Here is a 15,756-nt window from a genome sequence, read left to right on the forward strand (position 1 = left end):
TTTTGTTTTATTTTAAAGAAGAACGTGAAAAGAAAAGGGAGGTGAATAAATGATGATATACGTTGGCTTAACCGGCTGGGGGGATCATGACTCCCTTTATCCAAAAGGATTAAAGCAGACTGACAAGCTGAAGGAATACAGCAAGTATTTTCCAACGGTAGAGGTGGATTCTTCCTTCTACGCTATTCAGCCGAAGAAAAATATTGATAAATGGCTCCGGGAAACACCGGATTCGTTTCAATTTATTATGAAGGCTTATCAGGAAATGACCGGGCACCAGCGAGGCCCGAGTAAATATGAATCAAAAAAGGAAATGTTCGAGCAGTATGCTCTTTCGGTACGTCCGATGAAAGAAGCAGGCAAATTAGCGATGGTGCTCTGCCAGTTTCCACCCTGGTTTGAATGTAACCGGGAAAATGTGGACTATCTCCGCTACTTAAGAGATCAGCTGCACGAATTCCCCTGCGCCCTTGAGTTCCGCCATGAATCATGGTTCCATCCAACCTTCCGGGAAAAAACACTCGAATTCATGAAAAATGAAGACTGGATCCATTCCGTGGTGGACGAACCGCAGATTGAAGGCGGCTCAGTGCCGATTGTTGAGGAAGCCACGACGTCTTCCAAAACGTTAATTCGTTTGCACGGGCGCGACAAGAACGCGTGGTTGAAGCCAGCACGCGGCCAGGAGTGGCGGAAGGTGCGCTACCGCTATAATTATTCCGATGCAGAGCTTCGGGAATGGCAGGAACGGGCAGAAAGGCTGCAGAAAGAAAGCAGCGACGTGTACATGATTTTTAATAATAATTCCGAACGTCACGCTGCTCCGAACGCGCGCCGGCTGCTCGAGCTTTCCGGTATTGAATACGAAGGGCTTACCCCAAAACAAACTTCGCTCTTTGATGACGACACCCGTGATTCGTAGTAAGATAAAAGAAGATGAAACGCACTCGTTCTGCACTTTAGCATGTAAAGACGAGCACAAAGGCGGTGAGACCTGTTGTCCTCCAGTTTTTCTGTTTACCTGTATCATACAAACGACATTCACAGCGATTTGGATCAATGGACACGCACAGCAGCATATTTAAAAGAACGGGAAAAATTCCGGCAGGAGCGGGGGGAGTCAGTGCTTCTTCTGGATCTCGGGGACCATACTGACCGGGTCCACGCCGTCACAGAAGCTACACGGGGAAAAGGAAATGTGGAGCTGATGAATGAAGCCGGCATTCAATATGCAGCGATTGGAAACAATGAAGGCATTACGTTTGCAAAAGAAGAGCTGAATCATATGTACGATGAAGCCGGGTTTCAGGTGCTTCTGGCCAACTTGTTTGATACAGACGGCCGCCGTCCCGAATGGGCGGAGCCATATAGTATCCATACGACAAAAGAAGGGGTACGGATCGGCCTGCTCGGTGTAACCGTTCCTTTTTATCCGTTTTATGAAGGACTGGACTGGAAAATCACAGATCCGGAGCAGGTGATAGAAGCATTTCTGCCCGAGATCCGGGAACAGTCGGACGTGGTGATTTTAATGTCGCATCTCGGCTACCCGAAGGATCTGGAGCTCGCTTCCTCGTATGATTTTGATGTCATTCTCGGGGCGCACACCCACCATTTGCTTGAAGAGCCGGAATGGGTGGACAATACACTGATTACACAGTGCGGAAAATTTGGTACGCACGCAGGGGAGCTTGAGCTCCTTTTTGAAGGGGACGCGCAGCGTCTCTCCGGCATCGTTGGCAGGACGGTGGATATGCGCCGGCTAAAGCCTTCCCCAATCACTGAAAGGCTTCTGGGAGCGCTCGAGGACGAAGCAGATAAAGATATGAATGAAGTAGTGACAGAAATTGCAGAGCCCTTATCAGTATCATGGACTCAGGAATCTCCATTTGCCTCGCTTCTTGCCGATGGACTGCGGGAATGGTGCAAAACAGAAATTTCCATGTTGAATTCAGGGCTGCTGCTTCATTCACTGCCGGCAGGGCCGGTGACGAAAAAGGATATTCACCGCCTGTGCCCGCACCCAATTAACCCATGTGTGGTCGCAGTGAAAGGGTATGTGCTTGAAGAGGTGGTGAAAAAAGCTTTTACGGAGGAAATGATTCGTCTACCGCTGAAAGGCTTTGGCTTTCGCGGAGAGATGCTTGGCCATATGGTATTTAGCGGCATGCAGATAGAAGCGGACTACGAATACGGGGAGTGGACGGTGCAGAGTGTCCGGGTTGGGCATGAGCTGCTTGACCACGCAGAAACGTATGAGCTGGCCACCCTTGATATGTTTACGCTCGGCCCGTTATACACCGGCTTGTCCAACGCAGAGTCGAAACGATACTATATGCCGGAAATGATGCGGGATATTCTGACCGATGTGCTGGTAAAGCAGTATACGGCCGGATCCTGATGATCCGTCTGCAGATGGAAAGCCTTCAGCTTGCTGTTAAGCTTGAAGGTGCTTCTGTCATGCGGCAATTGAAGTACAAACATAAGGAGGAACAAACGTGAAACAGTACTTAGATCTCTGCCGTCATGTTCTTGAAAATGGCGGAAAGAAAGATGACAGAACCGGCACTGGAACAATCAGCACCTTTGGATGGCAGATGCGCTTTGATCTGCAGCAGGGATTCCCGGTGGTCACCACAAAAAAGCTGCACCTGCGTTCCATCATTCATGAGCTGCTTTGGTTTTTACAGGGAGAAACGAACATTGCCTATCTGAAAGAAAATAAAGTGAAGATCTGGGACTCCTGGGCAGACGAAGAAGGTAATTTAGGGCCAATCTATGGCAAGCAGTGGCGTTCATGGGAAGGAGCAGGAGGCAGGACGGTGGACCAGATTTCCGACGTGGTGGAAGCGATCAAAACGAACCCGGACTCAAGGAGACTGATTGTCAGCGCCTGGAACGCGGCAGAAATCGAAGATATGGCGCTTGCGCCGTGCCACTGTCTGTTTCAGTTCTACGTTCAGGACGGAAAGCTGTCATGCCAGCTGTATCAGCGGAGCGCAGATATTTTTCTCGGCGTGCCGTTTAACATCGCTTCCTACGCCCTTTTAACGCAAATGATCGCGCACGTATGTGATCTTGAGCCTGGAGAATTTATTCATACATTCGGGGACGCCCATATTTATAACAACCACGTGGAACAAATCAGAACGCAGCTTGAGCGCGAACCAAGAAGTCTTCCGGAAATGAAAATTACCCGGAACGTGGACTCTATTTTTGATTTTACCATTGATGATTTTTCCCTCGAAGGATACGACCCGCATCCGCATATAAAAGGAGAGGTGTCTGTATGATCGCATTTGTAGCCGCAGTCGCAAATGATCGGGTGATCGGATATAAAAATGACCTCCCCTGGCATCTTCCTGCTGACCTGAAGCATTTTCAGCAGGTAACAAAGCACGGGACTGTTATTATGGGCAGAAAAACGTTTGAATCGATGAACGGGCCGCTTCCATCACGCACGAATATCGTTATTACGGGAAATACAGACTGGTCACATGAGGGTGCGCAGGTGGTGCATGATATTGAAGAAATCCGCCGGCTTGCCGGAGAAGAGAAGCTGTATTACGTTATCGGAGGCAGCGGGGTTTTCACAGAACTGCTGCCGGACGCTTCTTATATGTATCTGACCCATATTGACGCCGATGTTCCGGGAGATACGTATTTTCCGGAATGGAATGAGTCGGAATGGGAGATTGCTGAAAAGGAAGAAGGACCTGTGGATGAAAAAAACAAGCATCCGCACCGGTACGTAACCTACAAACGAAAAAGTAACATTTAAAATCCTTAAAAGCCTGCTGCAGTCTTTAAATTGCAGCAGGCTGCTTTTATTCACTTACATACTATGGGCCAAATGGGAAGGAAAAAAGATGGCGCTTCCAAAAAACTTTTCTCCCGTGTACTTTGACAAGGCAAAGAAAGATAAATATAATGAATTATCAGACAAAAGTTGTGCATCTGCAGATGTTCACATAGTCATGTAACAGACAAAAAGGAGGAAGCTTCATGGCTGCAAGAGAACAATGGGGAACACGTGCGGGCTTTATTATGGCAGCAGTTGGATCTGCGATCGGGCTCGGAAACATTTGGCGCTTTCCGGCTACGGCGTTTGAAAACGGCGGCGGCGCGTTTTTTATCCCATATTTATTTGCGCTGCTGACAGCAGGTATTCCACTTTTGATCATGGAATTTACCATGGGTCATAAATACCGGAGCGCAGCACCAAGAACGTATTCAAAAATGAACAAAAATGTGGAGTGGATCGGCTGGTGGGCCGTGGCGGTAGCATTTGTTATTTCTACATATTATCCTGTTATCATCGCCTGGTCCTTGTCCTACACAGTTTTTTCCTTCAATTTAAGCTGGGGGGCAGACACCGAAGCGTTTTTGTTTAACGACTACCTGCAGCTGGCAGCTCCCGGGCAGTTCGGCGGCATGACGATCGGGGTGCTTATTCCGTTAATCCTCGTCTGGGCGATCGCGCTCGGCATATTATTTAAAGGGGTGCAGCGCGGGATTGAACTGGCGAACCGGATTTTTATTCCGACGCTGGTCGTTATCTTTCTTATCATCTGCATCCGCGCGGTCACTCTTCCGGGAGCGGCTCAGGGGCTGCAGGCTTTCTTCGAACCGGATTTTGGGGCACTTACCCAGGGCGGCGTCTGGGTTGCCGCATACGGACAGATTTTCTTTAGTTTATCTATCGCTTTTGCGATTATGATCACCTATTCCAGTTATCTGCCGAAGAAGTCAGACATTACAAACAATGCCTTTATTACCGGCTTTAGTAACTCGAGCTTTGAGCTGCTTGCCGGAATCGGCGTCTTTTCAGCTCTCGGGTTTATGGCTCAGCAGCTGAACGTCGGAGTGGAAGAAGTCGTGGCCGGCGGTGTCGGACTTGCCTTTGTGGTCTTTCCGCAGATTATCAGTGAATTTCCGGCGCTCAGCGGCCTGTTTGGTGTTCTTTTCTTCCTGTCGCTCGCCCTGGCCGGGTTATCATCACTTATATCTATCGCCGAGACGTATATTAAAGGACTGCAGGAAAAATTCGGCTGGACGCGCGGGAAAGCAGTCGGTATCGGCGGCGGTGCAGCGGCGCTGTGTTCCCTCGTGTTTGCTACCCGTGGCGGTCTGAACTTCCTTGACGCAGCCGATTACTTTATCAATCAGTTCGGCGTGGCTCTGCTTGGCCTGGTGGAAGTAGTATTGATTGCCTGGGTGCTCCGCAAGCTGCCGGAATTTCAACAGCACGCCAACGCCATTTCTGATATCCGCCTTGGCGGCTGGTGGAAAGTATGTCTTGGCGTTATTACGCCAATTGTACTTGGTTACATGATGATTGATTTATTCCTGCAAAATATTTTAAAGCAGTTTGATACTGAAAATGGAAATTACGCCGGTTATACAGACGGATTTATTTTCGCCAGCGGATGGGCCGTGGCCCTCGCTGCTTTAGCGGTAGGTATTATTATGTCTCTCATACGCTGGAAAGGCTTATCCAAAGAGGAGGCTGAGTAAATTGACAGCCGGAGCAATTATAACAATGGTCGTAGGAATGGTTATTATATGGGGCGGTCTTGTGGCAAGCCTTTTAAACGCAAAAAAAGCCTCGAAACAAAAATAAAATGAAGCAGCCCGGGAGGAAGCAGCCGGGCTGCTTTTTGTATGCTGGCTTTTTCTGTTCCCGGCTGCTGACGCGTTTGCGGGCGGTAAAGAAGAACGTCTATGAATTGTCTGAACCTGTGGAACGTGTTAAAGTATAAAGGAAAACAGTAAAAACTGGCCAGTCTAATCAAACATATACGACAGATAGAGCACAAACAGGCTTTTTATTATTCATAACTGGGAGTGAGAGCATCATGGCAAAAACGGAAGAATACATCCGCAAGCCGGAATGGCTGAAAATAAAATTAAACACCAATGAGTCCTACAAAGGGCTGAAAAAAATGATGCGGGAGAAAAATCTTCACACGGTATGTGAAGAAGCCAGATGCCCGAACATCCACGAATGCTGGGCAGTCAGAAAAACGGCTACATTCATGATCCTCGGTGATACCTGTACGCGTGGCTGTCGTTTCTGCGCTGTTAAAACCGGTCTTCCAAACGAACTGGACTGGGGCGAGCCTGAACGTGTCGCTGATTCCGTCGAACAAATGGGGCTGAAGCACGTCGTTATTACAGCTGTAGCCAGAGACGATCTTAAAGACGGAGGCTCGGAAGTATTTGCCGAAACCATTCGTGCCGTCCGCCGGAAAAATCCTGGCACGACAATCGAAGTGCTGCCATCTGATATGTCCGGTACCCCGGAAAACCTGGACATTTTAATGGAAGCAAGACCGAACATCCTGAACCACAATATCGAAACAGTGGAACGGCTGACACCGCGGGTGCGTGCCCGTGCCAAATACCGTCGTTCCCTTGACTTCCTTCAGTATTCTAAGGAGCTCCATCCGGATATTCCAACTAAATCGAGTCTGATGGTCGGCCTTGGAGAAACAAAAGAGGAAATCATTCAGGCTATGGATGACCTGCGGGCACACGACGTTGATATTATGACGATCGGCCAGTATCTGCAGCCGACGAAAAAGCATTTAAAAGTCCAAAGATATTATACGCCGGAGGAATTTGCAGAGCTGAAAGAAATTGCGATGACAAAAGGATTCAGCCACTGTGAGTCTGGTCCGCTTGTCCGTTCCTCCTACCATGCTGATGAGCAGGTGAACGAAGCACAGGTACAGATGGAAGCAAGCAAGTATCAATAAATGAGAGCCCGTCCCTGGAAAAACCAGTTCCTCTTTTCGGATGCTGGTTTTTCTTTTGGAAGGGCCGGGCACAGCAAAGGAGGGGAGCTCATTGATTCGAGTTCAGGGACAGCGTTATGAATTGCTTGAAGATTTTCGGGAAGGCTGGAATGAAGAAGCGTTTAAAGAACGTTACAGTGAAGTGCTGAACAAGTATGACTATGTTGTGGGGGACTGGGGGCATGAGCAGCTCCGCATGCGCGGCTTTTTTGAAAACGACCGGAAAAAAGTCCCCCACGATTTTAAAATCGGTACCCTTGAAGACTACTTGTTGGAGTACTGTAATTTTGGCTGTGCTTATTTTGTATTAAAAAAGCTCCGGCAGGAGCAAAAGGAAGAAACAGAGGAAGAAGCAGAGGAATCAATAACGTAAAAAACCCCCGGGCCGGGGGTTTTTTGTTTATTCTTCAGCTAGAAGATGAGGCTTGTAGTCAAGGTGATGCTGGGCTTTAATATAGCGGACGGTACGGGTTTTGGCACGCATCACGATGGAATCCGTTTCGGCAAGGTCTCCGCCGAGAAAACGAACCCCGTCAAGCAGTTCACCGCTTGAAACCCCAGTCGCCGCAAAGATAGCATCATCTCCTTTTACGAGATCAGACAGCTGAAGCACCTTGCTTGTGTCTGTAATACCCATCTCCCTGCAGCGCTCTTTTTCTTCAGCATCTGAGGGTACAAGGCGGGCCTGCATGTCCCCGCCAAGTGCTTTAACAGCAGCAGCCGAGATGACGCCTTCCGGAGCCCCGCCGGTGCCAAGGAATAAATCAATGCCCGTGCGCGGAAGCGCAGCTGCGATGGAAGCTCCTACGTCCCCGTCGCCAAACAGCTTCACCCGCGCGCCTTTGGCCCGGACGCGGTCGATGAGCTGCTGGTGACGCTCGCGGTCCTGGATAATAACCGTCACATCCCGGACCCGTTTGTTGCTTGTTTTAGCAATGGTATCGATAGTAGTTTCGATCGGGTCGTCCAGGCGGACACTCCCTGCAGCTTTCGGTCCGACAGCGATTTTTTCCATGTACATGTCCGGTGCATGAAGAAGCGTGCCGCGGTCTCCGATTGCAATGACAGCGACAGCGTTGGCCCGGCCACTTGCAACAATGTTCGTTCCTTCGAGCGGGTCAACAGCGATATCAACCTCAGGGCCTTCCCCGTCTCCCACTTCTTCCCCAATGTAGAGCATAGGTGCTTCGTCAAGTTCTCCTTCGCCGATAACGACCGTTCCGCGGCAGTGCACGGAATCAAACATGGACCTCATCGAAGTCGTAGCTGCATCATCAGCTTCAATTTTTTTCCCGCGCCCAAGCCACTGGGCGGAAGAAACAGCGGCAGCCTCGGTGACACGTACAATTTCAAGCGCCAATTCTCTATCCATGAATAGATTTCATCCTTTCCTGTAAGAAGATGCATATGTAAAGCCTGCAAAATGCTTAACCATCGTACCATATTTATGGGCCGTCTTCAGCGATGGTTTTGTCTGCAGAAGCCGTTAGATATGCTACCATAGAGAATGAGAAAAGGAGGCAGAGGAATGTATTTTGTAGACCGAAAACAAATTGAAGACCGTCTGCAGTATATGGAGCAGCTCGGAAGTATATATAAGCAGATCCGGGAGGAAAGCACGGCAGGCACGCAGCTGGCGCTCGAGAGACTCGCGCACGGATGGATTGAAGCGCTGATAGACGTCGGCAATCAGATGATTGATGGTTTTATTATGAGGGACCCGGGCAGCTATGAAGATATTCTCGATATCCTTGAAGACGAACGGGTACTCGAATCTGAAGTGATCAGCCGGCTTAAGCCGTTGGTCGCATTCCGAAAAAAGCTCGTGCAGGAATTTACGGCTATTGAATCCGACGAAGTCAGGCAGGTGCTTGAGGAAGCAGAGCCCGCTGTGAAGAAGGTGAGTCCGTCGGTAAGAAATTATCTGGAGGAGGAGCTCGGGCCGGTATCTGCCTTCCTGCCTGAAGAAAAGGATACAAAGGAATAAAGGAGGCGAACGGCCATGAAAAAGTATAAAGCATATTTAATTGATCTGGACGGGACTATGTACCGGGGCAGCGAACCAATTCCGGAGGCTGTGCGGTTTGTGAATCAGCTTCGTGATAAAGGCATTCCGCATTTGTATATGACCAACAACTCCACCTCCTCCCCCGAAACAGTGGCTGAACGTCTGGCAGGCATGGGGGTTAAATGCGAAGCGGATCAGGTGATGACAACGTCCCTTGCGACAGCCAGGTATTTACATGAGCAGACACCTTCTGCCGCAGTGTACGTTATTGGGGAACAGGGGCTTCAGGAGGCGCTGGAGAGCTACGGCCTCCGTCTTACAGAAACCAATCCGGACGCCGTTGTAATGGGGCTCGACCGCGGCATTACATACGATAAACTTAGTAAGGCGACAGTAGCGGTGCGAAGCGGTGCCATGTTTATTTCCACTAATGAAGATGTGGCTGTTCCGACCGAACAGGGCTTTCATCCTGGCAATGGGGCGCTCACGTCGGTCGTTACGACAGCTGCGCAGAAAAATCCGATTTTTATCGGCAAGCCGGAGCCTATTATGGTGGACATGGCGATGCAGGCGCTCGGCCTGACTAAAGAGGAAGTGGCGTTAATCGGGGACAATTATGATACCGATATTCTCGCCGGGGTACGGGCAGGGATAGATACCATTCATGTAAACACAGGAGTCACCAGCAGGGAAGTGGCTGCGGCTAAAGAAACTCCTCCTGCCTATCAGGTGGAAACACTGGCAGAGTGGGCTGATTATCTATAGCTTTTTTTACTGTAATGGTTGCGAGTTGAAAATAATATCGTTATAATGTCCTTTATAGAAAGACATTTGTTTACCTAAAATAAACATTATATAAATAATGAACGCAATAAAGGTTTTAGAGGGAGTTAGGAGTGTAGCAGGAATGGAAAAAATCGCCGTAGGTATGCTTGGATTTGGAACGGTGGGAGCCGGTGTGGCTCAACTGCTTGAAGAGCATAAACAAGAGCTTCAGCACCAGGTGGGTGCTGATGTGTTTTTAAAGAAAGCCCTGGTACGTGATTTGGAAAAGCCAAGAACCGGCCAGGTAAGTTTGCGGGAAGATCAGCTGACGTTGGATGCTGATGATGTGCTCGGTGATCCTGAGATTCACACGGTTATTGAAGTGATGGGGAGCGTGGACCAGGCAAGAAAGTATATTACCCAGGCACTGCAGCAGGGTAAAAGCGTTGTTACTGCAAATAAAGACCTGATGGCCCTCCACGGGGCAGAGCTGTTAAAAATCGCAGCAGACAGTCACTGCGATTTATTTTATGAAGCGAGCGTAGCTGGAGGAATTCCGGTGCTGCGAGGCCTTACGGAAGGGCTTGCCTCTGATCGGATCACAAAAATGATGGGCATCGTGAACGGAACGACCAACTATGTGCTGACTAAAATGAGCCAGGACGACCGGCCTTACCAGGAAGTTCTGCTCGAAGCGCAGGAGCTTGGATTTGCAGAAAGTGATCCTACCGCAGACGTCGAAGGTCTTGACGCTGCCAGAAAAGTAGCTATTCTGGCGAACCTCGGCTTTTCCATGAATGTGGAGCTTTCAGACGTTACCGTGGAAGGAATTACCTCTATTACTACAGATGATCTTGCCTACTGCCGGCAGATGGGTTATACATTAAAGCTGATCGGCCTTGCCGAACGGAAAAACGGAAAGGTCGAGCTTGCCGTGCAGCCAATGATGCTGCCAAACGACCACCCGCTCTCCTCGGTGCAAAACGAATACAACGCCGTGTATATTTACGGTGAAGCGGTAGGGGAGACAATGTTTTACGGCCCGGGAGCCGGCGCGCTTCCAACTGCCACAGCGGTAGTTTCGGATCTTGTCACTTCTGTACGCAATATGCGTCTCGGCGTCAGCGGCCAGCATGTCGGTGAGCCGCTGAATGAAAAGCATATTAAGCCGGACGAGGAAGTATTTTCGAAATACTTTCTCCGCCTGCACGTGAAAGACGCCACCGGCACATTCGCAGCACTCACCTCGATCTTTGCTGAAGAGGATGTAAGCTTTGAACGTCTCGTTCAATGGCCGGTGGAGGGAATGGTAAACACCGCAGAAATTGTCATTATTACGCATACAACATCACTCGATGTATACAAACGGCTTCAAAAGGCGTTAAACAGTCTTGACGTTGTGATAGATATTAAAAGCAGCTACCGTGTAGAGGGAGGAAGCTAAATGAGTGCTTGGCAGGGACTTTTAAAGCAGTATAAAGATTTTTTACCAGTAACAGAAAATACGCCGGCGCTTTCCCTGAATGAAGGTAATACACCGTTAATACCACTTGAACGCCTGTCAGAAGAATGGGGCGTCAACATTCACGTAAAGACAGAAGGCACCAACCCGACGGGCTCATTTAAAGACCGGGGAATGGTGATGGCGGTAGCGAAGGCGAAAGAAGAGGGTAGTAAAGCCATTATCTGTGCTTCCACAGGAAATACCTCTGCAGCGGCGGCTGCCTACGGTACTAGAGCCGGCCTCCGTACGATCGTTGTCATTCCGGAAGGAAAAATTGCGCTCGGGAAGCTTGCTCAGGCCGTCATGTACGGAGCAGAAGTGTTTGAAATCCAGGGCAACTTTGATAACGCGCTCGAAATCGTCCGGAGCATCAGTGAAAAAGAACCGATCACGCTTGTGAATTCTGTGAACCCTTATCGTATTGAAGGCCAGAAAACTGCTGCGTATGAAGTATGTGAAGCACTCGGAAAAGCGCCGGATGCTCTCTGTATCCCGGTGGGCAATGCCGGAAACATCACAGCTTACTGGAAAGGGTTTAAAGAGTACCATGAGCAGCATCAGACGGGCCTTCCGAACATGCTTGGCTTTGAAGCAGAAGGTGCAGCCGCCATCGTACGCGGCGAAGTCGTTAAAGATCCGGAAACGATCGCTACAGCTATACGTATCGGTAATCCGGCAAGCTGGGATAAAGCTATCCGGGTAACAGAAGAGTCAGACGGACGTATTGATATGGTGACAGACGATGAGATCGTTGAAGCTTATCAGCTGCTCGCCAAAACAGAAGGCGTTTTTGCAGAACCAGCTTCCTGTGCTTCACTGGCGGGGCTGAAAAAACAGATCGAAAGCGGAAAAATCAAAAAAGGCTCTTCGGTTGTCTGTGTCCTTACCGGAAACGGACTAAAAGACCCGAGTACGGCGATTGATAAAGTGACGGTGAAACCAACGGTTATTCCAAATAATGAAGAAGCATTTATGGAGCATATCAAGGGAGGAGTCGTTCGTGGCTGATAAAAGATTGTCGATCACTGTGCCGGCCAGTTCAGCGAATTTAGGACCAGGATTTGATTCTGTAGGATTAGCAGTCAACCGCTATCTTACGCTTTACATCGACCGGGCGGAGGAATGGGAATTTTTCTCAAAATCGTCCGAGCTCAGCAGCCTGCCAAACAAAGAAGACAATCTTGTTTATCAGGCGGCGACAGCTTATGCCGCTGAATACGATGTGGAACTGTCCCCCTGCCGCGTGGAAATGGTAAGTGATATTCCGCTCGCAAGAGGACTTGGGAGCAGTGCTTCGGCAATTATTGCCGGTATTGAACTGGCAGATGAAATGGCCGGTCTGAACCGGTCTAAGGAAGAAAAAATGCAGTTTGCAAGCGGCTGGGAAGGACATCCGGATAACGTCGGGCCTTCACTGTATGGCGGCCTGATTGTCGGTGCCTATGGAGAGGAAAAAACGCATGTGATGCACTGCGGTGTACCGGATGTGGATCTTGTGCTTGCCATTCCGGACAATGAGCTTCTGACAAAAGAAGCGAGAGGAGCACTTCCTTCCGAGCTTCCTTACGCGACAGCTATTCACGGAAGCGCCGTAAGCAACGTGCTGGTTGCAGCTATTCTAAAAGAAGACTGGAAAATGGCTGGTGAGATGATGGTGCGGGACGTTTTTCACCATCCGTACCGCGCAGACATGGTTCCCGGTCTTGAGGAAATGCTCAGCGGTATAAGGCAGTACGGGGCGTACGGAGCTGCTTTAAGCGGCGCCGGCCCGACCATTCTCTGCTTTGTACCAAGCGGCAGAGGCGAAGAGGTGAAACGGGCGATCCAGGAAGACTACCCGACGTTCCGGGTAGAATCAGCCAAGCCGGCGCCCTTCGGCTCAAGCGTACACTATGTTAATCAGCCGGCCGGGGTATCAAGCTCGGTTTGAAATAGGAACAAAAGCATATAAAAAAGCTCAGGGCATTTAACGCCCTGAGCTTTTTGTGGTTACCGTCTATTAAAATACCTGTTCGAGTTCTTTGACTCCCGGCACTTCTTCTAAAAGTGCGCGTTCGATACCGGCTTTCAGTGTAATTGTCGAGGAAGGGCAGGAGCCGCATGCTCCCATAAGGCGGACCATAACGATGCCGTCTTCAATATCTACAAGTTCCACGTCGCCTCCGTCGCGAAGCAGGAAGGGACGGAGCTTTTCAAGAACCTCCTGAACCTGTGCATGCATATCTTCTGTCGTTTGTGGCATGTTGATCTCTCCTTTCAATACTTTTATTATAAACCTTGGGACTGTTATGTTCAAATGTCATCACGTATATATGCATTCTACTATGAACAGGTGCTGTTTGACAATCATTATCAACCGGGCACAGAAGATAGTGAAGAAAGGGCAGATATAGTATGATAAAGAAAAGGAGGCAGTTGTGTGATCATGATAAAAGTTTATGGAGCGGAAAAAAAGTGTCCGAGCTGCGTGAACCTTCCATCAAGCCGTGAAACCGCGGAGTGGATCGAAGCTGCAGTACAAAGAAAGTACCCGGACAACCCTCCAGATGTAAAACATATTGATATTGAAGATCCGAAGTCAGCTTCTGATCCCATCGCAGAAAAAGTCAGACAGGAAGAATACTTTTACCCACTCGTGACGGTGAACGACACGGTAGTGGCAGAGGGAAATCCACGACTCAAAACTGTCTACAGGGAAATTGATAAAATAAAAGCGCCGGGACCAGACGCGGCAGTACAATCGAAAAAATAAAAAACGGCCGGGCGGAGGTTAATTCTCCGTCCGGCCTTCGTAAGCGGTAATAGATTCATTGCTGATTAATTATTGCCGTGGCCACGGCCGTTTTCTTTGCCAGAACCTGTTTGTTCGGCAGAAGCTTCCTCGATCAGGCCTTTAATGTCGGTATTATCCATGTAGCCCGTGAAATTTTCACTGCCGGCCCCGGTGGCAAAGAGAGGCACCATTTCTCCTGTATGGCCGCCGGTATCGCTTTCTGCGCGTATTTCGGTATCAAGGGCTCCTACGCCATAGTGGTCAGCAATAATGGAACCAATTTCCCAGCCTACCTGGTACTCAGGGTATACTTCCCCTTCGTCATCCTCGATATTTGCCCGGAACGCTTCTAATTCTTCGTCTGTAATGTCAATATTTGCGTATTCCGAGAACACCTGCTGAATGCTTTCATCGGTGTATTGATCAGAGTCCTCCCGGGTTTCAAGCTGCTGGGCCATATACTCCGGGGACACTTCAATGTCTTTTAGTCCATCCACATCCATGGTTTCTGTTGCGGACATGCCAAGTGTTTCATGGTCGGAAAGCACAACAACGAGCGTGTCATCCCGGTCTTCTGCCCAGGTAACGACCTGTTCCACCGTTTGGTCAAATTCGATCATTTCCTGCCATACACCGGTCGCGTCAGCCGCATGGGCAGCGTGGTCAATACGGGCGCCTTCGACCATCATAAAGAAGCCGTCATCATCCTGTGAAAGCACGTCGAGTCCGGATTCCGTCATGGCCTGCAGGGAAGGCTCCTCGCTGTCAACGTCGTCTTTATCGGTTTTATAGTTCATGTACGAATCATTAAACAGGCCGAGCAGCTTGTCCGGAGTTCCGGCTTCCTCCAGCTCTTCTTCAGTAGTCGCGTACTCATAGCCGCTTTCCTGAAAATCATCCACGAGCCTGTCTTCGCTTTCTTCCTCATCAGCTCCGAAAAATTCACCGCCGCCCCCAAGCAGGACATCATATTTCTCCTCGTACTGCTGTTCGGCAATGTCCTCTTCGCTTCCGCGATCAGCTACGCTTGCAGTAAATGAAGCGGGAGTGGCGTCTGTGACCGTATTATTGGAAATAACGCCGACCTTTTTTCCGTCATCCTGGTACTGATCCAAAATACTGTCTACTTCATTGCCGTCTTCGTCGACTCCAATGCTTCCGTTATTTGTTTTCGTGCCGGTAGCGATAGCGGTGCCGGCTGCGGCTGAATCAGTTACGTTGTTATCGGCAGAGTATGTGCTGGTCATGCCTGTATGTTCAAGCGATTCGATAAACAGTTCGCCTTCTTTGCCATATTCAAGCATAGAAGCGATTTCCATCTGTCCCATCCCCATGCCGTCTCCAACCATTACAATGACATTTTCCGGCACATCGTTCTTACCATTTTTACTGCTGTTTTCAACCCCGTTCTCGTTGGCGTTATCATTAGCTGAGCCGCTTGCGTGAAGAAGGCTCCCTGAGCTGATGACCATTCCTGCGAGAACCCCGACCGTTAACTTTTTTGAAAAATACATGCTGACCCTCCCATAATAATTCATAACTTTTGATATTTTTTGAAATTTTAGTTAATAATAATTGGGCCAGAAGCAAGGGACCGTCAATAATTTTGTGTAAACGGCTGTCCTCTTCCAGCCTTGAAGTTAACCCTGCCGTTGAAACATCTCTTCCAATTGATGTTGGGCCTGGGCGAAGCCCAGGTGGCAGCGGGTGGAAAACTTTTGATTGTACGCGTCGAACCGGCTGACCAAAAACCGTTCGATGGATGCTTCATTCGGAAACTGTTCTTTGCGTTTAACGTATTTTTTCAGCTGCTTGTTGAACGATTCGATGAGATTGGTGGAATACAGGCTCCGCCAGATGGCGGACGGGAAATCATAAAAGGTAAGTAACGTGGGGTGCTCGTCGA

18 protein-coding genes are annotated in these 15,756 nt (G+C 49.3%); 14 read left to right on the top strand and 4 right to left on the bottom strand.

Going from position 1 to position 15,756, the window contains the following annotated elements; translation table 11 throughout:
• Positions 1-52: 52 nt before the first annotated feature.
• The 8 genes from G548_RS0109575 (at position 53) to G548_RS17835 (ending at position 7,173) form a co-directional block, all read left to right on the top strand.
• The gene (locus G548_RS0109575) at positions 53-922 is read left to right on the top strand and encodes a DUF72 domain-containing protein (RefSeq protein ID WP_027847314.1); all 870 of its coding nucleotides are present in this window, start codon (positions 53-55) and stop codon (positions 920-922) included.
• Positions 923-997: 75 nt separating this feature from the next.
• Positions 998-2,401 (top strand): bifunctional metallophosphatase/5'-nucleotidase, encoded by a 1,404-nt coding sequence (locus tag G548_RS0109580; RefSeq protein WP_022793936.1) that lies wholly within the window; start codon positions 998-1,000, stop codon positions 2,399-2,401.
• Between the two features lie 97 nt (positions 2,402-2,498).
• A complete protein-coding gene (locus tag G548_RS0109590; protein WP_022793938.1) occupies positions 2,499-3,293 on the top strand; it encodes a thymidylate synthase in 795 nt (264 codons plus the stop codon).
• On the top strand, positions 3,290-3,781 hold the full coding sequence (locus tag G548_RS0109595) for a dihydrofolate reductase (protein WP_022793939.1): 492 nt from the start codon (positions 3,290-3,292) through the stop codon (positions 3,779-3,781). Before G548_RS0109590 ends, G548_RS0109595 begins: the two co-directional genes overlap by 4 nt.
• 224 nt (positions 3,782-4,005) lie before the next feature.
• Positions 4,006-5,517: a sodium-dependent transporter gene (locus G548_RS0109600; protein ID WP_022793940.1), complete on the top strand. Its 1,512-nt coding sequence runs from the start codon at positions 4,006-4,008 to the stop codon at positions 5,515-5,517.
• Between the two features lies 1 nt (position 5,518).
• The gene (locus G548_RS19015; RefSeq protein ID WP_022793941.1) at positions 5,519-5,623 is read left to right on the top strand and encodes a methionine/alanine import family NSS transporter small subunit; all 105 of its coding nucleotides are present in this window, start codon (positions 5,519-5,521) and stop codon (positions 5,621-5,623) included.
• 214 nt (positions 5,624-5,837) lie between these two features.
• Positions 5,838-6,761 carry a lipoyl synthase gene (lipA, locus tag G548_RS0109610; RefSeq protein ID WP_281163403.1) on the top strand — a complete coding sequence of 308 codons (924 nt, stop codon included), beginning with the start codon at positions 5,838-5,840 and terminating at the stop codon, positions 6,759-6,761.
• Between the two features lie 91 nt (positions 6,762-6,852).
• Positions 6,853-7,173, top strand: coding sequence for a YutD family protein (locus tag G548_RS17835; RefSeq protein ID WP_051143856.1), 321 nt, complete (start codon positions 6,853-6,855; stop codon positions 7,171-7,173).
• A gap of 27 nt (positions 7,174-7,200) precedes the next feature.
• Here G548_RS17835 and glpX read toward each other — a convergent pair whose 3' ends face one another.
• Positions 7,201-8,172 carry a class II fructose-bisphosphatase gene (gene glpX, locus G548_RS0109620; protein WP_022793944.1) on the bottom strand — a complete coding sequence of 324 codons (972 nt, stop codon included), beginning with the start codon at positions 8,170-8,172 and terminating at the stop codon, positions 7,201-7,203.
• A 156-nt stretch (positions 8,173-8,328) separates the two neighbouring features.
• On the opposite strand from glpX, the gene G548_RS0109625 reads away from it, so the two are divergent.
• From G548_RS0109625 to thrB, 5 genes are all read left to right on the top strand, one after another.
• A complete protein-coding gene (locus G548_RS0109625) occupies positions 8,329-8,787 on the top strand; it encodes a DUF86 domain-containing protein (RefSeq protein ID WP_022793945.1) in 459 nt (152 codons plus the stop codon).
• A 15-nt stretch (positions 8,788-8,802) separates the two neighbouring features.
• Positions 8,803-9,573 (top strand): TIGR01457 family HAD-type hydrolase, encoded by a 771-nt coding sequence (locus tag G548_RS0109630; RefSeq protein ID WP_022793946.1) that lies wholly within the window; start codon positions 8,803-8,805, stop codon positions 9,571-9,573.
• 142 nt (positions 9,574-9,715) lie between these two features.
• Positions 9,716-11,017 (top strand): homoserine dehydrogenase, encoded by a 1,302-nt coding sequence (locus G548_RS0109635; protein ID WP_022793947.1) that lies wholly within the window; start codon positions 9,716-9,718, stop codon positions 11,015-11,017.
• On the top strand, positions 11,018-12,085 hold the full coding sequence (gene thrC, locus G548_RS0109640; protein ID WP_022793948.1) for a threonine synthase: 1,068 nt from the start codon (positions 11,018-11,020) through the stop codon (positions 12,083-12,085).
• A complete protein-coding gene (gene thrB / locus G548_RS0109645) occupies positions 12,078-13,007 on the top strand; it encodes a homoserine kinase (RefSeq protein ID WP_022793949.1) in 930 nt (309 codons plus the stop codon). The genes thrC and thrB overlap by 8 nt, the downstream gene beginning before the upstream one ends.
• 69 nt (positions 13,008-13,076) lie before the next feature.
• On the opposite strand, the gene G548_RS0109650 is transcribed toward thrB, so the two are convergent.
• Complete coding sequence (locus tag G548_RS0109650; protein WP_022793950.1) at positions 13,077-13,319, bottom strand: NifU family protein; 243 nt, start codon at positions 13,317-13,319, stop codon at positions 13,077-13,079.
• Positions 13,320-13,502: 183 nt separating this feature from the next.
• Between G548_RS0109650 and G548_RS17840 the strand changes: the two genes are divergently transcribed.
• On the top strand, positions 13,503-13,829 hold the full coding sequence (locus G548_RS17840; RefSeq protein ID WP_051143858.1) for a DUF1462 family protein: 327 nt from the start codon (positions 13,503-13,505) through the stop codon (positions 13,827-13,829).
• Between the two features lie 65 nt (positions 13,830-13,894).
• Here G548_RS17840 and G548_RS17845 read toward each other — a convergent pair whose 3' ends face one another.
• Complete coding sequence (locus G548_RS17845; RefSeq protein ID WP_022793952.1) at positions 13,895-15,364, bottom strand: alkaline phosphatase; 1,470 nt, start codon at positions 15,362-15,364, stop codon at positions 13,895-13,897.
• A gap of 126 nt (positions 15,365-15,490) precedes the next feature.
• On the bottom strand, positions 15,491-15,756 hold a 266-nt coding region (locus G548_RS0109665; RefSeq protein ID WP_022793953.1), incomplete at its 5' end, for a transposase.

The sequence above is a fragment of the Marinococcus halotolerans DSM 16375 genome (assembly GCF_000420725.1).
Classification (GTDB): Bacteria; Bacillota; Bacilli; order Bacillales; family Marinococcaceae; genus Marinococcus; species Marinococcus halotolerans.